Consider the following 19,547-nt stretch of genomic DNA (forward strand, 5'->3'; position numbering starts at 1 on the left):
GCAGCCCTTGTCATGTGGGTGCGTGCAAGCTAGAGGAGTGGGTTTCCAGCGCTTTCCTCTAGTTTTTAGCAGTGTACGCACAAGCTGGTGCAAGGCTTGGCGTTGATAGAGAGGGGCGTGATGGTGCGCGCCTGGGAACATTTGGTGCACGTTGCATGGGCTTGTGCATTGCGCACACCAAAATGGCCCATGCTGAAAAATAGCAAAATGACAGGCACACGAAGTGCCTGTTCAAGGTGCCAGACCTATTCCGCCATAGGTTCGGTTAGTGTTTATGCTGGCTGGTGCAGGCGGCTGTGCACCAAGAGGCTGCCACGCAGGTTGCTCCATGCTTTTGCACCAGCGAGTACTGCCAGGTCAATCAAGGGCTCCAGCACAATCACACTCATATATGCTGCGCCAAAGCTGGCAATACTTTGCAGGTTGTCCGCACCCACACCATGGCCATACAAGGCCCAGAACCCGACCCACAGCACGATACCGCCTTGGTATGCGATGGAGAGCTTGAATGCCTGCATGTATCCAATATCGACATAGGCCGTGTGCGCAGGGATGATTTTTTGCGCCAATGCGGCGGTAGCAAACAATGGCAGCAGCAAGGTGGTGACATTCATGCCGTATTGCGGTAAATCAAATGGCGCAAAGAATACACCTTGAATCAGCAAACCCGTGGCTAGACCAATGGCTGCAGGCGCTGTGCCAAACAGCAGGAGCAGCGTGGTGCCCAGAATGAGGTGCACCTCTGACACCCCTACCGGGTGGTGTGGAAAGATCTCAAAGAAGCAGAAGACCAGTGCACTGGCGATGGCTGTTCGCAACAGCACAGCCAGAATGCCATCGCTGCGTAATGCGCGCAGCGTCAGCCATGCGGTGTAGCCCAGTGCCGCGCTGGCTGTCGCGTAGCTGAGCAAGATTTTGGAACCATCCACCATGCCGGGTTCGATATGCATGAGAAAACTCCTTCAGAGTTGGTTGAGGAAAGTAAATCAGGTGTTGCGTGGGGGCGTGCTTTATCTGTTTTTCAATGTTGTATGGATGTGCACTGAATCGTCGCTACTTGGCGGAGCGAGTTGATCCAGGTGGAGGTAGCTGCATTGCCAGCGTTGTGCCAACTGTGTCATGCGCGCTAACGGGATGCGGTTGCGCTCACAGTCCACTAAGGTCGTGTGTGCTGTATGGGTGGGGCGTTCCGGCAAATGTGCAACGCGGCCGTCGCTCAGCAGCCAAAGTGTGCGCTGGGCAGGGGCGTAACGGTGGGCGTTACGCAGGAGTTCATCGGCTTGCGTTACGGCTTGCGCCAAAGGGCTGTGGCCACCGCCACCAATAGGTGCCAGCCAAGCGTCATTCCAAGCCGGGGGGCGCTGTGGTGGCAGCTGCAGTTGCACGCCTTGGCCGCCAAAACAGAACAACGCCGCGTGGGCGCGCGCTTGGTACGCCTCAGCCAACAAAGCCAGCAGCAGGCCTTTGGCGTGTGCCAAAGCCCCGGTTTGCCGCATGGATGCCGAACAATCGAGCACGATGCAGTGCAACGCGGTTTCGTGCGCCAGCGCAGGTTTGCGCTGTAAATGGTGCAAGCGCAATGGTTCAGCACCGCGTTGGCGCAGTGTCTGAGGCCAATCCCAACTGCCCATAGCGCTCGTGTTGAGGGTGGGAACGTTTGGGGTGCTGAGCCCTCCTGCCGCAACCGCACTGGCTGCGCGTATGCGGCACTTGGTGCTGTTGAGTGGGGCAGAAGGGCTCATACGTTTTTTAAAGGCTCGCGCGGGGCAGCACTGGTTAACAACGGCGCATGAGAGGGAATACGTTGCAAACGCACGGGTTCAGGCGCCATGGCTCCCCAATCCGGTGGCGCGGTAGCGCCGAGTGCATCGGGATTTGGGGCTTGCTGCTCAGAGGCGGTCTGGCCAGCATGGGCTGTGCTCGTGGTGTGGCTGGGTTGTCGTTGTGGTGGTGCAGGTGGCGTGGTCGCTGCCTGTGCAGTGGACGATTGGGCTGGCTGTGTATTGGCATGGCCATGACTGCGGTGGGCCAGCACCAGCGTCTTGACTTGGGCAACATGGGTAGTGGTGGTTTCGCTATCGCCTTGCCAGAGCGCGGCAGCCCGGGCGGCGCGCAGCCATACCATATCTGCGCGTAAACCGTTGACGGCCGCATCAATACAGCCTTGGCTCACCGCGGTGTGTACCGCATCGTTCCAGCCACCATCGGGCTGTGTGCTCCATTGATCCAAGCCAGTTCGCGCTGCGTGCAGGCGTTCTGCGAGCGCGGCATTGGCGTTTGCGTATTGCAGGCGGAATGCATGCGGATTGGCGTCAAATGCCAGCCGGGTTTTGACGATGTGTTGGCGTAAGTGAGGCTCGGTCACATTGCCCAGTTGAACGTTCAAGCCCAAACGGTCTAGCAGCTGGGGGCGCAATTGACCTTCCTCAGGATTCATGGTGCCAATCAACACGAACCGCGCAGGGTGGCTGTGTGAGATTCCATCGCGCTCGACCGTGTGAACGCCACTGGCAGCGGCATCGAGCAGTACATCGACAATGGCGTCAGGCAGCAGGTTGATCTCATCGACATACAGCACGCCACCATGGGCTTTGGCCAGCAGGCCGGGGGCAAATTCAACCGCGTGGCCCTGTATGGCGCTGTTCAAATCTAAACTGCCTGCAACATGTTCCAAACTCGCACCCAAAGGCAGCGTTACAAAAGGCGAATGAGGCGCGAGCAGTTCGGACAATGCGCGAGCAGCGGTGCTTTTGGCGGTGCCTGACGGACCTTCAATCAACACGCCTCCAATAGCAGGGTCTATGGCCGCAAGCACTAAGGCGAGCTGCATGTCGGGTTGGCCTTTGATGGCGCTGAAAGGAAATAGGGCTTGTTCCATAAAGTGACTGCGGTCTGTTAATGGGGGGCAGGTTTTACGCTTGCATGCTGTTTTCCAAAGTCAGCAAATGCTGGGCAATCGCATCGGCATCATCTCCGGGCTGTTGCCACAAGCCGCGTTGCATGGCATCTACCAGGCGTTCGAGTACATCATGCAGGGCCGCAGGATTGTGCTGCTGCATGAACGCGCGGTTGTGCGCGTCGTGCACGTAGGCTTGGGTCACCAGGCTCCAATGGTGGTCACTGACCTGGCCTGTTGTCGCGGCGAAGCCAAACAAATAATCGACCGTGGCCGCCATTTCAAATGCGCCTTTGTAGCCGTGGCGTTGTGCACCTGCAATCCATTTCGGATTGGTGATGCGGGCGCGCACCACGCGGCCAATTTCTTCTTTCAGGCTTCGCACCTTGGCTTGTTGTGGATTGCGGTGGTCCCCATGGTAGAGCGCCGGTTGTTGGCCGCTGTGCTGCGCCACTGCGGTAGCCATGCCGCCCTGGAATTCGTAGTAATCGGCTGCATCAAGCACGTCGGCTTCGCCATGGTCGTGGTTGTGCAAAACAATTTGCATGTCGTGCAAACGTTGTTGCAAGGCACTGTTGGCGGGCGTGCCTTCGGCGTGCTGGCCATAGGCAAAGGCACTCCACTGCACAAAGCGCTTGGCCAGATCGACTTGGCTGTGCCATTGACCGCTTTGCATTAATTCACTGATGCCTGTGCCGTATTGGCCCGGTGGGCTGCCGAAGATGCGCCAACCTGCTTGTTCTCGCGCTTGGGATGCTTCGATGCCTTGGGCTTGCAATTGCGCAGTTTCTCGCAGGATGCAGGCCCGGATGGGGTTTTGCGTTTCGTCTTCGCCTTCCACCGCGGCCACGGCTTGTACTGCCGCATCGAACATTTGCACTACGCCGGGAAATGCGTCGCGAAAAAAACCGGAGATGCGCAGTGTGACATCCACGCGAGGGCGATTCAAACCCACTTGAGGGATGACTTCAAAATCGGCCACGCGTTGGCTACCTGGAGCCCATTTAGGGCGCACGCCAATGAGTGCAAAGGCTTGGGCAATATCGTCGCCTCCTGTGCGCATGGTTGCTGTTCCCCAGACGGATAAACCCAGCGTTTTCGGGTATTCGCCATGCTCTTGCAGGTGCAGCTCCAGTACGCGCCTGGCTGCTTGCTGGCCCAGCGTCCAGGCTGTGCTAGTGGGAATGGCGCGCGTGTCGATGGTGTAGAAGTTGCGGCCTGTAGGCAATACATCGGCACGCCCCCGTGACGGAACTCCGCTGGGGCTCGGGGGGATGAATTGGCCTTGTAGTCCTGCGCTAAGGTGTTGCAGCTCCAGTGGGCCACAGGCATCCAGCGCAGGAGCGATGTGGTGTTCGATGGCCCGCAAAGCCACTTGTGTATGAGGCCCTAAAGGGTGAGGCCATGTTCCTGCAAGGATGTTGGCTGCGCCATGTTCCAGCCGCTCGCGGGTATCGCCGCAATGGCGCCAAGGTGCATCACTCAAGGCTTGCAGTACCGCAGGGCGCGGGCCAGACCAAGCGTGTGCTGCATCGGCCTGCCATGGATCGGTTAAGGCTGGGCCGTCAGTCGGGGTTAATAGGTCGTGGGCCAGTGCTTGTAACAAACTTAGCGTTGGTGCAGGAGGTTCGGCTTGCTGTGCCGATGAGGATCGATTGTGGGCACTTTGCACTGGGAAGTGGGCCAAAGCCAGTAAGGTTTGCGTGCGTTGTTCGTTAGAGGGGCTTTGACCAAAAACATGCAGCCCATCGCGAATCTGTGTTTCTTTGAGCTCGCACAAATAAGCGTCAATGCGCTCCAGTACTGCATCATTTTCGCCCTGTGCAAGCGACTCTTGCAGATCCAGCTCTTCTGCCAATTGCTGCTCGCGCACTGCTTGCAGAATGTGCTGGCGCAGTAATGCCGCGCGGCGTGCATCTACCAGCAGTGCGTCATAGTACTCGTCAACCAAGGCTTCTAGCTCTAGCATGGCGCCGTGCTGTTCGGCACGGGTAATGGGGGGCATGAGATGGCTGATGATGACGGCTTGGCTGCGGCGTTTGGCTTGTGCGCCTTCACCAGGGTCATTGACGATAAAGGGGTACAGGTGTGGCAGCGGGCCTAAGATGGCATCGGGCCAGCACTGGGCTGACAGGGCTAGGCTTTTGCCGGGCAACCACTCGAGGTTGCCGTGTGTGCCCACGTGCACCATCGCATCAATAGCGAATACATCACGCAGCCAAAAGTAAAACGCTAAGTAGTGGTGTGGCGGTACTTGCTCTGCGTCATGGTAACTTGCGTAATCTTGTGGTGCATGGACGTTGGCATGTGTGCGTGAAGGTTGAATGCCAATGAATACATGGCCTAAACGCAAACCTGCAATCATGAAGCGGCCTTGACGCAGCATGGGGTCTTGCTCTGGGGGGCCCCAGCGTGCGTGCAACGCCTGTTGCATGTTGGGGGCTAGTTGGTTCAGGCGGACTTGGTAGTCGGACAGGGGATAGCTTTGCCAAGCGGGGCGCAGCGGCCATTGTGCGGGGTCATTGGCAATCCCTTGTTGCAGCCAGTGCATCAATTGCTCGCCATCCAGAGGCATGTTTTCCTCTGGCCCCAAGGCATACCCCTCTTGTTTTAAGCGCTGCACAATCTGCAGGATGGAGGCGGGGGTATCCAAACCAATGCCGCTGCCAATACGCCCTTCGCTACCGGGGTAGTTAGCCAAGATCAGGGCGAGTTTTTTTTGTGTAGCAGGTATTTGGCGCAAGCGGCACCAACGGGCGGCCAATTCAGCCACAAAGGCCACGCGGTCAGGTTCAGGCAAGTAACCCACCACGTCTGTTTGCGTCCATTCACATCGGCGCAGCAAGCCTTTGAAGCTGATCGCGCGTGTGATGATGCGGCCATCCAGCTCCGGCAATACCACCTGCATGGCGATATCGCGAGGGCGCAAACCCTGCGGATCGGCTTGCCAGTCTTCTCGGTTGCCACCACTGACAATGGCTTGAATGACGGGGGCATCACCAGCCAGCCGCTCAGTATCGTGCGTGCTGTCTGCATTCAAGGCTGCAAAGGCAGTGGTGTTGAGTACCACTTGCACATCGTGGGTGCGGCACAGTTGGCGCAGGGTTGCCAGGCACAGCGCATCTTTGAGGGAGTCAATCGCCAACGGTAAGGCGTTGATGCCTTGTTGCTGCAGGGCCAATGCCAGTGCATCAAACACGCCGGTGTTGCCTGCCAGTAGGTGGGCGCGGTAAAACACAATCGCTGCGACTGGTGCGTCAGGCAGCCAGTGGGCTTGCAAGTCGGCGACGCTGGCAATGCTGGAGCTCGGTTGCACGCTTGCAGCCGACCAGGCCGCTGGCACATGGATGGCCACTTGGGGTAGGGCGCGCGGAGGCTCAGGCCGCGCTCCATATTGCAGGCCAAACCATGCGGTGGCTTGCAAAAAAGAACGTGCGTTGCGCGCACCGCCTGCGCGCAAGTATTGCCACAGCTGTTGGCTGACTTCAACAGGCAAGGTGCTACGGGCAAGCAGATGCGGGTCTTGTTGCAAATCACCTGAAAACATGGCCAGTTGCTGGCCCCGCACCTTCGCCAGTGCGCTGATTTGTTGGATACCGTAAGGCCATGCAGATTCTGAACCTAGGTGATCCACAATCACCACGTTGGCATGCTGTAGTACTTCATCGACATACAAATCAAGCGAAGCGTTTTGCCGCAAGTGCAACAAGTTGGCCAGGCGCACACTGGGAAAGTCGCTGTGTTGCTCCGCCAGGCTGGCACAGGCCTGCGCCAGCAATGCCAGCGTGGTGTCGGCAGAGCTGAGTATGACGATGGAGGCAGGCGTTTGGTCCAGGCGGGTGATGATGCTGTCATCCTCGACAAAGCCTCCTGCGCGGGTGCTGAGCAAATGCATGGTGTGGGTACGTCTTTGCTTATGGCAGGTTAGGCTGGCAGCCCGAGCAATGCATGCAGTTCAGATTGCAGCGCAGCAGCATCGAGTTCTTGCCCAATGAACACTAAGCGTGTGGAGCGCGCTTCATCTGCGCGCCAAGCTCGGTCAAAATGGGCATCAAACCGTTTGCCTACGCCTTGCACCAGCAAACGCATGGGCTTGCCGGGTACCGCGACGAAACCCTTGACGCGCAAGATCGATTGACGCTGCACCAATTGGGCTAGAGCATTGAGAAGTGCTTCTTTGCTGACTTCTGGCAGGCTCAAATCAAATGAGTCAAAGTCGTCGTGGTCATGGTCTTCTTCATGGTCGTGGTGGCTTTTGCGTTGGTCGATAGTGGTTTCGGCCGCTTTGCCCAAACCAAGCAAGACGGGCAGGGGCAATACGCCGTTGCTAGCCTGGATGATTTTGACTTCCGCTGGAATTTCTGCACGCACCAGTTGCTCCACTTGTGCTAAGGCTTGGGTGTCGACTAAATCTGCCTTGTTCAGGATGACCAAATCGGCAGCCGATAGCTGATCTTCAAACAACTCGTGCAGTGGCGATTCATGGTCTAAATTGGGGTCGGCTTGGCGTTGCGCATCCACCGCTTGCGGGTTGGCTGCAAATTGCCCTGCGAAGGCTGCGGGTGTATCCACTACTGTCACTACGGCATCCACAGTGAACACGTTGGCAATTTCAGGCCATTGGAAAGCTTGCACCAGTGGCTTTGGCAAAGCCAGACCAGATGTTTCGATCAAGATGGCGTCAATGTCTTGGCGGCGTTCAGCCAGCTTTTTCATGACAGGGAAGAACTCCTCTTGCACGGTGCAGCACATGCAGCCGTTGGCCAGTTCGTAGAGCTGACCATCGACTTCGTTGCCGGCATCGTCACAGCCAATGCCACAACTTTTGAGGATGTCGCCATCAATGCCCAGTTCGCCAAACTCATTGACGATCACGGCAATGCGCTGGCCGTTGGCGTTGTCCAGAATATGGCGCAGCAAAGTGGTTTTGCCGCTGCCGAGAAAACCAGTAACGATGGTGGCGGGAATTCTTGCAGTTTGCATGGTCGGTGACTTAAAAAGTTGGGGTTGCTTGCACGTTGGTATGGACGGCTTTACCAAGCACGTAACGTGCAGGGGAATAACGAGAGGGGGGCGACAGCACAATCGCCGGAGCCAATGTGGCGCGTTTGTTTTCTATCTGCGTGAGGGGGTAGCTATTGTGTGTGCGTTGACAGGCACCAAGGCGCCCAACAGCAGACGGCATCATGCAGCCATGACGCAATAAGCTTTGCCTTGCAGAGTATGAATGGATTGTCTGCGCAACTGCGCAGAAAGAGGTGACAGGTTTTTGTAATCTGTCTCGAGCTGCTGTCATGGCTGGCACTCCCGCGTCGCCGATGAATCTGCGCACCAGGCTTTGGCAGCCGCAGCGCGAACGGACGCGGTCGGGCCGGTATCCGGGCTTGTGGCGCGCCATTCATAATGACTAACGGTTTCAACCTTCCCACCCGACTCATCGGGGCAGTGGCCGCTGCCACTGGCAGCAATAAACCGTGTTAACACCACTGACCGTTGCGGGGGCAGCGCAGGCTTTGCATAAACCCAATGGAATGCGCACCTGCTTCCCGTTTAACTGGGTGAGCAATGCCTCACCACAGCACCAGACAGCGAAATGCAGCCTCTGGGGCTGCATTAGTGATTATAGAGAGAGATTTGTTGGACACATTGGGAGGGGCACTTCGCCTCTGTAGAATAAACTGGCATGTGAAAAAATCTGATTCGATGACTTCTCATGCCATCATCACTTCAGAATTTGCGCGCTTTACGCTTGCGTTGCACACTGAGCGTTCCAATGACCATCGCGCTAGCCAGAATGAGTATTGCTAGCGGGTTATTGGCAGGTACAGCTGCCGGAGCTATATGTGAGATGACAGTTTTACTGGTAATCAAACCAAATGCAATAGCTTGGCGGGACGCTATTGCTTCTGAGTCACTTCCATAGTCAATGAATATCCGGCTTGGAGTTTGTGTACCCAGGATGTAAGCGCCTCCTTCATTGTTGAAAACATCCTTATAGATGCGTGCTAGTTCAGGTGTAGACAAATCAAGGATGCCAACATTGGCGCTACCGTCTACTCGCGTTAGGTTGGCAATTTCGGTCCAGTTTCCCCCGTTAGTCGTAAAAAGTTGACGCTCTTGGTGGGTTCTACTTCTTGCAGTTGTCTCCGCATCTGCGGTGATCCATTCAAAAGCGTAGCGGTTACCTGCACTATCGCTGAGTTGGATGTCACTGAATTCTAGTGTGCCGTTGTTGTATCCATAAATGAGAGGTGAACCCGAAATGCCTTTATAACCCGTTCTGCCGAATGATGCATTTGTTGAAAAGTTTGGCGATGTGGATGTACCAAAATCTGGGTTCAGAGGATTGCTTTGTTTGAGTCTGAACGAAAGAATCAGTCCGTCGATAGTGGTAAAACTGAGCAACTGACCACTGGACGATGTGACTTGAGTTTTGTCGTAGTCTGAGAAATCAAGCCATTCAATCTCGTTTGCCTTTGGAGCGCTATCAGTCGCTTTTGAGGTGGTTGCGGCAAAAGCACTCATGCATAGACTGATTGATAAAGCCGCTGCTGTAGCTTGTTTGATGAATTTGGTTTTCATATTGACAAGAGATGTTTGTTAGATAAGTGCAAGCTTATCCACAGGAAGATGGATATGAATGGGTTTGCATTATTGTGTATCAAATATTTTTTTTGGAAAAAAATTGTTAATTTTATGTCTTATTAAACTTTGTTCTAAATGATGATTGCAGGGAATCGGATCTTAACGATTGAAATTTTTTGAGTGCTGGCTATTCGGTATGGCAATCAGCACTGTTGGTCTTACAAGCTATGTGCGTTTGATAATTACAATGCCGCCCTTTGCAAACAAAGTCTGGGTGTTATGGATATCGAGGTCAAGGAAGAGCTCAAGGCGTATATCGATCCGTTGAGTGAAGATGAATACGCCGCGCTGGAGCGCAGCATTGTGGCCGAAGGCTGCCGCGATGCGTTGGTGCTATGGGGGAATGTATTGATTGATGGGCACAACCGCTACAGCATTTGTCAAAAGCATGGCTTGCCATTTCAGACCGTGCAGAACACACGCTTTCAGTCGATGGAGGATGTCTACCTTTGGATGATTGACCAGCATCTGGGGCGGCGCAGTGTTTCAGACTTTCAGCGTGGTGTATTGGCCTTGCGCAAACGCGAAATTTTGCAAAACCGTCGCCAGCAACAGCGTGAGGCGGTATTGGCACAAACGCCTGGCAGTCAAGAGCATGTGTTGCCAGTGGAGCCGAACGCTGAGGTTGGCGCTGATTCCGCAGAGGCGCCGCCGCCGTGGGAAGGCGATGACAGTGCTGCGGTGCGCTACGCCCCTGCTGTGGATGTGGCAGCAGACGTTGCAGAAGAAGAGGCATTCAATAGCCGTGAGGCCTTGGCAAAAGCGGCGCGTTTGAGCAGCAGCCAAGTGCAAATGATCGAGAAAATTCAAAAGCAAGCGACACCTGAGGTGGTTGCTGCGCTGCGTGCGGGCGATATTTCGCTAAGTGCCGCAGCCACTGTGGCCACACTGCCAGAAGAAGAGCAAAGAGCCGCAGCCGTTGCTGGTGCCGATGAGTTAAAGCAAGCTGCTAAACGGGTGCGCGATGCTAAGCGTAAATCTAAAGAAGTGCCACCAAAGACAAGCTCTGATTCGATTGAAGTGCTCGGTACAGAGGATGTGCAGAGCGAATTGGTGCGGTTGCGCCAACGCGTAGCTGAGTTGACTGCAGAGAACGAAGCGCTCAAGCAGCAATTGCAGGCCTTGAATAGCTGATCTGTTGTATTGGTTTGGGCTGTGCAAAGCAGGGGCTTGACTCTCGCACAGAAAAATACCCGCCGCCTTCAGCGAAGACTTCGGGTCATGCATGTTGCGCAGATTAAGAGCGACCAACACAACCCTTGATACGTCGAAAGCAAAACCTTGTCGTACTACTCGTACTGTCTGCGGTTTTGCGCCTAGTCTCAACCGCAAACCTTCGGCTTGCTGGGGTGTGTTAGCCGCTCTAAGCAACGGCCTCTAGGTGGCATGGCGCCTATGGCATACCTCCCAGACTCAATTGGTCCAACGCAGCGCTGAGAGGTCATTGACAAAGACAGGCATGTCACGCCATAAGCCGCGAATGTTTTTGTTGGCGACGGTTACCCATTGGGGCTGGTAGAGGAAGGCGTTGACAGAATCTTCTGCCAGCATGCGTTGCGCGTTGCCAAGTAAACGGGCACGCTCTGCAGGTTGTACAGCGCCTTTGATTTGTTCAAATAGTTTTTGAAACGGCTCTGAGTTGTAGCCCCAGTAATAATCGGGGTTGGCGTAGTTGCCCAGATCAAACGGTTCTACGTGTGAAATCATGGTCAAGTCAAAGTGGTGTTTAGCCATCACATTGCTCAGCCACTGCGCCCATTCCACATTTTCCAGTTCGACTTGAATGCCAACCTTGGCCAATAACGCTGCGATCACAATGCCGCCTTGGCGTGCGTAAGGCGGTGGTGGCAGCGCCATGCGCAGTTTGAGTGGAGTTTTAATCCCCGCTTCTTTCAGTAACGCAACGGCTTTGTCTGGGTCGTAAGGGTTGATGCCCGTCGTATCGACAAAACCAAACGCGCCAGGGACATAGTGGCTGCCTATAGGCGCGCCATAGCCATCGCCAGCACCTTCAATCACAATGCGCCGATCAATGGCGGCAGCAATAGCACGGCGCACGCGTACATCATCCAGCGGTTTACGGCGGTTGTTGATGGCCAAAATCGTTTTGGCCCGTGAACCGCTGACAACGGTTTGGTATGCCGCATTGGTTTCAAACTGTTGCACACTGCGCGGCGACACTCTTGGAAATGCATCAACATCGCCAGCTAGGAGGCTTGCTACCTGTGCGGCAGGGTCTGCAATGAATTTAAAGACAGCCGTTTGAATGCGCAGTTGGCTAGCGCGCGGATAGTCGTCCCAGCGCTTGAGGCTTAACGAGGTGCCACGACTCCAGCGTACCAATTGGTATGGGCCTGTGCCGGTGGGTGTACTGGCGTTTTTTGCAGCACTTTTAGGCTCCACGATGATGGCTGTGGCTTGCCCCAGCATAAACAGCAGCTCAGGCTCCACATCGGAGTTGCTGATGCGCACGGTGTAGTCGTCCAGCACATCGGTGTTGAGCTTGGCAAAGGTGGCTTTGTCTTTATTAATGCTGTTGCTGGCCTTGGCACGATCAAAGCTGAACTTTACCGCTTCGGCATTGAAGGGTTCGCCATTGTGAAAGCGCGACTCCTTGCGCAAGCGGAAGGTGTACGTTTTCAGGTCTGATGAAACTTCCCAACTTTCTGCCAAGAGGGGTGATACGCTGCCATCGGCATTGATTTTGGTGAGCGTTTCGTACAGGTTGTAGAGCGTGATTTCACCAACCGCAGAGGCCGCGTTGGCCGTGGGATCCAGACTTGGCGGCTCCAGCGCCATACCAATGGTGATAGTGCTTTGTGTTGTGCCTGCGCTTTGGGCCAAAACGCTTAACGGCACAGTCGTGCCAGAAGCAGCCAGTAAGGCTGCGCCAGAAGCCAAAACGGTACGCCTAGTGAACATCGAGTGGGTATCTCCTGCTAGTTTTTCGCATTATTTCATGTTCCCATATGGCGCATACAGTCACAGGGATTGCCAATTGCAAAAAAGAAAAGGCCCTGAGATAGGGCCTTGTGCGCAGTGCTTCGTAAGCCCCGATCAGGCTTTGTTGGAGTCTACTTCTGTGTAATACCGAGCCACGCGCTCGACTTCGTTTTTGGAGCCCATGATGACGCTTACGCGTTCATGCAGTTGGGTTGGTTGAACCTCCAGAATGCGTTGGTGGCCGTTGCTGGCAGCGCCTCCAGCTTGCTCCATTAACCATCCCATAGGGTTGGCTTCGTACATCAAGCGCAGTTTGCCGGGTTTGTTGGGCTCACGCTTATCCCATGGATACATGAAAATACCACCGCGGCAAAGAATGCGGTGCACATCAGCAACCATGGAGGCAATCCAGCGCATGTTGAAGTTTTTCCCGCGCGGGCCTTCTTCACCTTGCAAACATTCATCGATATAGCGTTTGATGGACGGATCCCAGTGGCGCATATTCGACATGTTGATTGAAAACTCTTTGGTGTCTTCAGGAATCTTGACGTTTTCCTCAATCAGGATGAAAGAGCCTTGTTCACGGTCCAGTGTGAACATCGCTACGCCATCACCCACAGTGAGCACCAGCGTGGTTTGTGGACCATAGATGCAGTAGCCAGCAGCAACTTGTTTGGCGCCTTGCTGCAGAAAATCGGCTTCGGTTACGCCAGGATGGTCTTGGGGCTTTTCCAGTACGCTGAAGATGGTGCCAATACTGACGTTTACGTCGATGTTGGAGGAGCCATCCAACGGATCGAACATCAGCAGGTATTCGCCCTGAGGGTAACGGTTTGGCACGATGTAGATGCCTTCCATTTCCTCACTGGCCATTGCCGCTAAGTGACCGCCCCATTCATTGGCTTCGATCAGGACCTCGTTGGCGATGATGTCGAGTTTCTTTTGTACTTCGCCTTGAACGTTCTCACTACCAGCACTGCCCATGGCATCGCCTAACGCCCCTTTGTTCACTTCAAAGCTGATGCGTTTGCAAGCGCGCGCAACCACTTCAAGCAATAAGCGCAGCTGACCGGGGATGAGGCCGTCAACACGTTGTTGTTCAACCAAATAACGAGTAAGGGAAATGCGTTTGGACATGGTGCGAATCAGTTTTTTGGAGTGCTAAAGGGGGCGTGAGACAGTTGCCCAGATTGGGCTCAATGGTTTTCAATGAGCCTCAATCGGAATCCGGTGTCATTATCGGCGATCGCGCAGGCGCAGGCGCAGGATACTTTGCTGCGTTATAGAGAGCAGGGAGGTCTGCTTGAAAAGCATTTCCCAAGGCTGAATGTATGCCTGCGGCTAAGGTTTTATCATCATGTGGATGCACTATGAAGCACCCTAGTGCTGGCTGGATACCTTTCTATTCGGCCTTTTTCCAAGTTTGGTATCTGGGCCAATTATGCGGAATACGTTTTTGTGCCGCATGTTGAAACCAGAAGGCTAAGCCAGCCAAACCAATTGTTAAACCTAGGCTGAGGTAGATGCCTGTGCCCGGCAGCACCCAGTCCACCACCTTTTGAACAGGCTCGCGCAAAATAATGGCACCACTGAATGCCAGCATCGAACAGAGACTGGCTTTGTTTTCAATAGGGTGCGGGTTGTTTTGAAGCAAGCTCTTGCAGTTGGGACACACTGGGTAGGCATACAAAGGCAAAAAGCGCCTGCTACCCGGAGGTGGGGCGCTGCGCATTTTGGCTTTTTCAAGGTGATGTTGGCAGTGGGGGCAGGTGTAGTGCATGGGTTTGAATGGCGCCTATTTTGACCGCTGAAGGCATTGACGCTAGAGGCAGGCGATCACCAATGCTACGACAGCGATCCAGAACAGCAGCCCCGTCACAATGGCCACGAAATCATCGATCTGGCGGCGACCAAAGGCACGCCAAATCAATCGGCCTGTGCCTTCAAATAAGAAATCAATGAGGCCGTACGTCAATAGGTGAAAAACAAGACGACATGCCCTCACGATGACTTCTATTAACGTGTCGAAGATCATGCCGTTTCGTCCCGTTTCGCTTTGTGCGGTTTACGCAGCGGGTGCCAACGCCTTTTCAATAATTTCACGCACGTCTTTGCTCAGTTTTTCTTGCGCGGCCACACGTTGCAAGGCAGTTTCGGCATGGGCTTTGAAGGGCTCATCGAGCTTGCGCCATGCATCCATAGCGCGAGCCAAGCGGGCTGCGACTTGGGCGTTGATCGCGTTCAATGCAATGACTTGGTCAGCCCAGAATTGGTAGCCTGCGCCATCTTCGCGGTGGAAGGCTGCCGGGTTGGCGTTGGTGAAACCAAAAATCAGGCTGCGTGCGCGGTTCGGATTTTTGATGTTGAAGTCCGGGTGCTTCATCAGCTGTTGTACTTGGGGCAGGATGTCGCCATCAAGGTCTGGTGCGCTGGCTTGGAGTTGGAACCATTTGTCCAGCACCAGCGCTTCATTTTTGAAGAGTTGGTGAAACAGCGGCAGTGCTTTGGCGGCCAATGGGTGACGCGCATGGACCAGTGCTGATAGTGCGTTGAAACGGTCAGTCATGTTACTGGCGTCTTTAAAGCGTTGGTAGGCTTTACCTGGCCAAATGGTGTCTTCTGCAGTGCTCGAATGCAGCGTCAGCATGGCTAATGCTTTGCCCGCTAAGGCTCTGCGCCCTGCAGATAGCGCGTCGGGTGTGTATGCGCCGGTGTCATGGTGCAAGTCCCAAGTGCGTTGCCAATCTGCCTGTAAGGCGGCAGCCAATTGGGCCAACAGGGCTTGGCGCACAGTATGGATGCGTTGCGGGTTGACGGTGGCTATTTGTTCGGCAATGTAGGCTTCGCTCGGCAAGGTGAGCACCAGGTCTTTGAAGGCGGCATCGAGGAGCGGATCGTTCAAGACTTTGCTAAGCGCCTGCGTAAAGCGTGGTGGCAGTTCAGGCGTGTCATTACCATCATTGATGGCGGTGATGATGATGCGTTGCGCCCATTGCTGGCTGGCTTCCCAACGGGTGAATGGGTCGCTGTCGTGTTCGAGCAGGACTTCCAGCTCTTCATCGTCCAACTGCTGATGCAATACGACGGGTGCGCTAAAGCCACGTAGCAGCGAAGGTACAGGCGCTTGTGCCACGTTCACAAAGGTGAAGGCTTGCTGAGCTTCAGACAGCACTAGAGTCCGCTCCAGCGTGGCAGGGTCCGCTTCGCCTTGCAATTGCATGGGGATGGCTTGGCCACTGCGTGTGAGTAGACCGAGTTTTACGGGGATGACAGAGGCTTGCTTGTCAGATTGACCAGGAGTAGGGCGCAGTGTTTGCGTCAAACGCAAGGTATAGGTTTGCGCCATCTCGTCATATAAGCCAGTGGCTTGCACGTGTGGCGTGCCGGCTTGGCTGTACCAGCGTTTGAACTGAGGCAGTAAACGTGTCAGTTCGCTTTCTGGGTTGGCGTCTGCAATGGCTTGGGCAAAGTCATCGCAGGTGACGGCTTGGCCATCGAAGCGTTCAAAATACAGCGTGATACCTTTGCGGAAGCCTTGTTCGCCCACTAAGGTGTGCATCATGCGCACCACTTCTGCGCCTTTTTCGTAAATCGTCAGGGTGTAGAAATTGTTGATTTCTTGGTAGCTGTCAGGTCGCACAGGATGCGCCATAGGGCCAGCATCTTCAGCGAATTGGTTGGTGCGCAACAGGCGCACGTCTTCAATGCGTTTGACTGCGCGGGCACTGTCGCTGCCAGCCATGTCCATTGAGAATTCCTGATCACGGAAAACGGTCAAGCCTTCTTTGAGCGAGAGCTGGAACCAATCACGGCAGGTTATGCGGTTGCCCGTCCAGTTGTGGAAGTATTCATGGCCAACTACGCTTTCAACATTGCCGAAGTCCACATCGGTAGCGGTGGCTTGACTGGCCAGAACAAATTTGGTGTTGAAAATGTTCAGGCCTTTGTTTTCCATTGCGCCCATATTGAAATCGCTGGTGGCAACAATCATGAAACGGTCCAGATCCAGATGCAGACCAAAGCGTGTTTCGTCCCACGCAATGGAGGCAATGAGCGATTGCATGGCATGCTCGGTTTTTTCCAAGTCACCAGGACGGACAAACACTTGCAGCAAATGCTCTTTGCCATTGCGGGCAATGATGGTTTGCTCGCGCGCTACCAGCTTGCCTGCAACGAGTGCAAACAAATAACTTGGTTTTTTGAATGGGTCATGCCATTTGGCAAAGTGGCGCCCTTCTTCGAGTTGCCCTTCTTTGATCAGATTGCCATTGGATAGCAACACTGGATAGAGCGCTTGATCGGCACGCAAGGTGACGGTGTAGACGCTCATGACGTCAGGGCGGTCTAAGAAGTAAGTGATGCGGCGAAATCCTTCTGCTTCACATTGGGTGAAGAAGGTACCTTGGCTGGTAAACAGACCTGAGAGCAGGGTGTTTTTTTCTGGCTGGCAGGTGGTGAAAATTTCCAGTTCAAATGGGCTGTCATCCACAGGCAGATTGGAGAGCACGAGTTGGCCATTGTCCATCTTGAACGTGGCCCCTTGCCCATTGACCAGAACGCGCGCAAGGTTCAGGTCTTCGCCATCCAGGCGCAACGCTTGCTCTGTGCCTGCTGCTGTATTGCGGCGCACGCGCATTTTGTTGAGTACGCGTGTTTTGGCTGGATCCAAGTCGAAAGTGAGTTCAACCGTGTCGATCCAGAATGCTGGTGGGAGGTAATCCTCTCTGCGCACAATGTGGGTTGCAGGGGTGTCGGGGGAGAGGAGGGTGGTATCAGTCATAAACGGTTTTCAATGAAATCGGTACTGGACGCTGCCAGCGCTCTACGCCCAAAAAGAATGCCGCTTCAAGCGGCCAATGCACCATTATCCTTAATGTGGAGTGCGCTGACAAAAGCAAAAAAGAAAGCCAGCCCCCAGCATGTGATTGTGCAAAGGCTAAACACAAACATGCGGCCTTACTTGTTTTTTTTGCGATGGATGTTGAGCCCAAGACGATCCCGGTCGCGTTGGATACGTGCATTTTTCTTCGCATTCTCTTTTTCCATGACTTTGCGTTTGGTATAGCCAGACCAATCGGCCCATGTCCACCAAACGGCTGTCAGCCCGAAGGGCACTGCAATCCACCACCATGGCCAATTGGCGATAGGGCCAACTTCAAAATATTTCATGGCCAACAGAATCAGAGAGAGACCAAGCAAGTACATGGTGTTGAGCGTGTGCTGTAAGGGGTTGAAAGAGATGTAGGTGACGCAATTGCTGGATGCGCGGGGGCGTTACCAGCGCGCAGTCAGCACCAACAATCGTACCCATCGGTTTGTGAGTGCAAGGAGCGAGGTGCCGTACGCACAAGGATTCTAGTTCACCGTGCTTTGTTTTTATAAAGAGTCAAACTAGGTGACGATCAAATACCGGGACTAAACACTTAGTAGAAACAGTAGGCTGAATGTGCCATTGGTTCTCGCTTGAAGTCGATGTATTGGTGTTCTTTTTTAAGACAATGAGTTGTCTTTATGTTGATTTATCTTTTATTTAAAACTCAATACAGTAACGCCATTGCCACAGTCGTGGTGCTCAGGAGTTTTTAAATCATGACTTACTCGTCTACAGCCCGTTCCGATGCTTCATTGAGTGTCTTGGCCCCTTACGGCGCAGCAGCCCTTCGTGTGGGGCTTGGGGTTTTGTTTTTGGTGCATGCACTGACTAAATTGCTGGTGTTTACCCCAGCAGGTACTGCGGCATTTTTTCAGTCTTTGGGTTTGCCACCCGTTTTGGCCTACATCACCATCACGCTTGAACTGGTGATTGCTGCTGCATTGGTCTTGGGTATTTACGCCCGCTGGATTGGCTTGATTGGGGTGCCATTGTTGTTGGGAACCATTGTGACAGTGCATGGCGCCAACGGTTTTGGATTTGGTAACCCTGGTGGGGGCTGGGAGTACCCTGCCGTCTGGGCTTTCCTATTGGTGGTGCAGTTTTTGTTGGGTGATGGCCGTTTCACTATTCGTTCGCGTTAAAAGGCGCGCACTGTCAGCCTTGATATGTCGTTGCAAAACCATGTCGCACTTACCCGTACTGCCTTAGGTTTTGCCCCAGTCTCGGGTGTTTTATCAGCATGAAGCCAAGTTAACCGGCAGGCCAACTCAAGACGATGTGATGCCGTTTGGCTATGCCGTTGACGGTACAGGTCTTGCGCCGGTATTTGTTTGATTACAGTCAGGAGTTGTGTGATGTCTACTGCTCGTTTGCCATCATTGTTTATCTCGCATGGCTCGCCCATGACTGCGCTGCAGCCCGGTCAAGTGGGGGTGCAATTGGCCCAGTTGGCCCGAACCTTGCCAAAACCACGTGCGATTGTGATTGCATCTGCGCATTGGTTGGCACTGCAGCCGTCGGTTGGCGCTGCCGAGCAACCTGAGACCATTCATGATTTTGGTGGTTTTCCACAGGCCTTGTTCGATATCCAATACCCTGCTGTTGGCGATCCTGAGCTGGCTGCGCAGGTCGCAGACTTGCTCAAAGCCAGTGGATTGTCGGTACAGGTCGATGCCCACTATGGCCTTGATCATGGCGCATGGGTGCCGTTGCGTTTGCTGTATCCCGAAGCCGATATTCCGGTTGTACCGTTGTCCATTCAGCCTCGTTTGGGGCCTGCACATCAATTGGCGATGGGGCGTGCGCTGGCTTCGCTACGCGATGAGGGTGTATTGCTGATTGGTTCAGGCAGCATTACTCACAATTTGCATGATTGGCGGGCGGGATACGGTGATGGTCGAGAGGCTCCGTATGTTCGGCCATTCATTGAATGGTTTGAAGCCAAGCTGTTGGCTAATGACATGGATGCCTTGCTAGATTACCGCCGCCAAGCGCCTTTTGCGCAGCAAGCCCATCCGACTGACGAGCATCTCCTGCCTTTGTTTTTCGCGATGGGCGCTGCCGGCAGTGCGGATGCGTTAGGGGCTCAGCGCTTGGATGCTGGGGTCGATATGGGATTTTTGGCGATGGATATCTACCAGTTCAGCGGTGTGGCGCCAGCGGTGGCTACATTGAAGGCCGCGTGAGTGC

At 54.4% G+C, this 19,547-nt stretch carries 15 protein-coding genes and 1 riboswitch; of the genes, 3 read left to right on the forward strand and 12 right to left on the reverse strand.

Features of this window, described 5'->3' with window-relative positions; all coding sequences use genetic code 11:
- Window positions 1-272 precede the first annotated feature (272 nt).
- The 6 genes from E9531_RS02120 to E9531_RS02145 all read right to left on the reverse strand — a co-directional run bounded on the left by E9531_RS02120 (window position 273) and on the right by E9531_RS02145 (window position 9,478).
- On the reverse strand, window positions 273-950 hold the full coding sequence (locus E9531_RS02120) for an energy-coupling factor ABC transporter permease (RefSeq protein ID WP_136572064.1): 678 nt from the start codon (window positions 948-950) through the stop codon (window positions 273-275).
- Window positions 951-1,010: 60 nt separating this feature from the next.
- Complete coding sequence (locus E9531_RS02125) at window positions 1,011-1,742, reverse strand: vWA domain-containing protein (RefSeq protein ID WP_211343344.1); 732 nt, start codon at window positions 1,740-1,742, stop codon at window positions 1,011-1,013.
- Window positions 1,739-2,878, reverse strand: coding sequence for a magnesium chelatase ATPase subunit I (locus E9531_RS02130; protein WP_136572065.1), 1,140 nt, complete (start codon window positions 2,876-2,878; stop codon window positions 1,739-1,741). Before E9531_RS02130 ends, E9531_RS02125 begins: the two co-directional genes overlap by 4 nt.
- A 34-nt stretch (window positions 2,879-2,912) precedes the next feature.
- A complete protein-coding gene (gene cobN / locus E9531_RS02135) occupies window positions 2,913-6,791 on the reverse strand; it encodes a cobaltochelatase subunit CobN (RefSeq protein ID WP_136572066.1) in 3,879 nt (1,292 codons plus the stop codon).
- Window positions 6,792-6,820: 29 nt separating this feature from the next.
- Entirely contained in the window at window positions 6,821-7,879 is a 1,059-nt protein-coding gene (gene cobW / locus E9531_RS02140; RefSeq protein WP_136572067.1) for a cobalamin biosynthesis protein CobW, read from the reverse strand.
- A gap of 369 nt (window positions 7,880-8,248) precedes the next feature.
- Window positions 8,249-8,497, reverse strand: a riboswitch (cobalamin riboswitch).
- A gap of 126 nt (window positions 8,498-8,623) precedes the next feature.
- Window positions 8,624-9,478, reverse strand: a complete 855-nt coding sequence (locus E9531_RS02145) for a CshA/CshB family fibrillar adhesin-related protein (RefSeq protein WP_136572068.1) — start codon at window positions 9,476-9,478, stop codon at window positions 8,624-8,626.
- A gap of 282 nt (window positions 9,479-9,760) precedes the next feature.
- Here E9531_RS02145 and E9531_RS02150 point away from each other — a divergent pair, with 282 nt between their 5' ends.
- Complete coding sequence (locus E9531_RS02150; RefSeq protein WP_136572069.1) at window positions 9,761-10,675, forward strand: plasmid replication/partition related protein; 915 nt, start codon at window positions 9,761-9,763, stop codon at window positions 10,673-10,675.
- A gap of 279 nt (window positions 10,676-10,954) precedes the next feature.
- Here the strand turns inward: E9531_RS02150 and E9531_RS02155 are convergent, their stop codons facing one another.
- The 6 genes from E9531_RS02155 to E9531_RS02180 form a co-directional block, all read right to left on the reverse strand.
- On the reverse strand, window positions 10,955-12,463 hold the full coding sequence (locus tag E9531_RS02155) for an ABC transporter substrate-binding protein (RefSeq protein ID WP_136572070.1): 1,509 nt from the start codon (window positions 12,461-12,463) through the stop codon (window positions 10,955-10,957).
- Window positions 12,464-12,598: 135 nt separating this feature from the next.
- A complete protein-coding gene (locus E9531_RS02160) occupies window positions 12,599-13,621 on the reverse strand; it encodes a class 1 fructose-bisphosphatase (protein ID WP_136572071.1) in 1,023 nt (340 codons plus the stop codon).
- Window positions 13,622-13,886: 265 nt separating this feature from the next.
- Window positions 13,887-14,216, reverse strand: coding sequence for a hypothetical protein (locus E9531_RS02165; RefSeq protein WP_136572072.1), 330 nt, complete (start codon window positions 14,214-14,216; stop codon window positions 13,887-13,889).
- A gap of 90 nt (window positions 14,217-14,306) precedes the next feature.
- Entirely contained in the window at window positions 14,307-14,519 is a 213-nt protein-coding gene (locus tag E9531_RS02170) for a hypothetical protein (RefSeq protein WP_136572073.1), read from the reverse strand.
- A gap of 30 nt (window positions 14,520-14,549) precedes the next feature.
- Window positions 14,550-17,264, reverse strand: a complete 2,715-nt coding sequence (gene pepN / locus E9531_RS02175) for an aminopeptidase N (RefSeq protein WP_136572074.1) — start codon at window positions 17,262-17,264, stop codon at window positions 14,550-14,552.
- 176 nt (window positions 17,265-17,440) lie between these two features.
- Window positions 17,441-17,689 carry a TIGR04438 family Trp-rich protein gene (locus E9531_RS02180; RefSeq protein ID WP_136572075.1) on the reverse strand — a complete coding sequence of 83 codons (249 nt, stop codon included), beginning with the start codon at window positions 17,687-17,689 and terminating at the stop codon, window positions 17,441-17,443.
- A 384-nt stretch (window positions 17,690-18,073) separates the two neighbouring features.
- Between E9531_RS02180 and E9531_RS02185 the strand changes: the two genes are divergently transcribed.
- Together E9531_RS02185 and E9531_RS02190 are read left to right on the forward strand one after the other, a co-directional pair.
- On the forward strand, window positions 18,074-18,499 hold the full coding sequence (locus E9531_RS02185) for a DoxX family protein (protein WP_136572076.1): 426 nt from the start codon (window positions 18,074-18,076) through the stop codon (window positions 18,497-18,499).
- A gap of 213 nt (window positions 18,500-18,712) precedes the next feature.
- A complete protein-coding gene (locus tag E9531_RS02190) occupies window positions 18,713-19,543 on the forward strand; it encodes a dioxygenase family protein (RefSeq protein WP_136572077.1) in 831 nt (276 codons plus the stop codon).
- Window positions 19,544-19,547 lie beyond the last annotated feature (4 nt).

This window comes from Lampropedia puyangensis (assembly GCF_004833285.1).
Lineage (GTDB): Bacteria > Pseudomonadota > Gammaproteobacteria > Burkholderiales > Burkholderiaceae_C > Lampropedia > Lampropedia puyangensis.

Excerpts from the sequence above, each read along its gene's own strand:
- E9531_RS02120 (WP_136572064.1), bottom strand. The coding sequence starts at position 950 with ATGCATATCGAACCCGGCATGGTGGATGGTTCCAAAATCTTGCTCAGC.
- E9531_RS02125 (WP_211343344.1), bottom strand. The coding sequence starts at position 1,742 with ATGAGCCCTTCTGCCCCACTCAACAGCACCAAGTGCCGCATACGCGCA.
- E9531_RS02130 (WP_136572065.1), bottom strand. The coding sequence starts at position 2,878 with ATGGAACAAGCCCTATTTCCTTTCAGCGCCATCAAAGGCCAACCCGAC.
- cobN (WP_136572066.1), bottom strand. The coding sequence starts at position 6,791 with ATGCATTTGCTCAGCACCCGCGCAGGAGGCTTTGTCGAGGATGACAGC.
- cobW (WP_136572067.1), bottom strand. The coding sequence starts at position 7,879 with ATGCAAACTGCAAGAATTCCCGCCACCATCGTTACTGGTTTTCTCGGC.
- E9531_RS02145 (WP_136572068.1), bottom strand. The coding sequence starts at position 9,478 with ATGAAAACCAAATTCATCAAACAAGCTACAGCAGCGGCTTTATCAATC.
- E9531_RS02150 (WP_136572069.1), top strand. The coding sequence starts at position 9,761 with ATGGATATCGAGGTCAAGGAAGAGCTCAAGGCGTATATCGATCCGTTG.
- E9531_RS02155 (WP_136572070.1), bottom strand. The coding sequence starts at position 12,463 with ATGTTCACTAGGCGTACCGTTTTGGCTTCTGGCGCAGCCTTACTGGCT.
- E9531_RS02160 (WP_136572071.1), bottom strand. The coding sequence starts at position 13,621 with ATGTCCAAACGCATTTCCCTTACTCGTTATTTGGTTGAACAACAACGT.
- E9531_RS02165 (WP_136572072.1), bottom strand. The coding sequence starts at position 14,216 with ATGCGCAGCGCCCCACCTCCGGGTAGCAGGCGCTTTTTGCCTTTGTAT.
- E9531_RS02170 (WP_136572073.1), bottom strand. The coding sequence starts at position 14,519 with ATGATCTTCGACACGTTAATAGAAGTCATCGTGAGGGCATGTCGTCTT.
- pepN (WP_136572074.1), bottom strand. The coding sequence starts at position 17,264 with ATGACTGATACCACCCTCCTCTCCCCCGACACCCCTGCAACCCACATT.
- E9531_RS02180 (WP_136572075.1), bottom strand. The coding sequence starts at position 17,689 with ATGTACTTGCTTGGTCTCTCTCTGATTCTGTTGGCCATGAAATATTTT.
- E9531_RS02185 (WP_136572076.1), top strand. The coding sequence starts at position 18,074 with ATGACTTACTCGTCTACAGCCCGTTCCGATGCTTCATTGAGTGTCTTG.
- E9531_RS02190 (WP_136572077.1), top strand. The coding sequence starts at position 18,713 with ATGTCTACTGCTCGTTTGCCATCATTGTTTATCTCGCATGGCTCGCCC.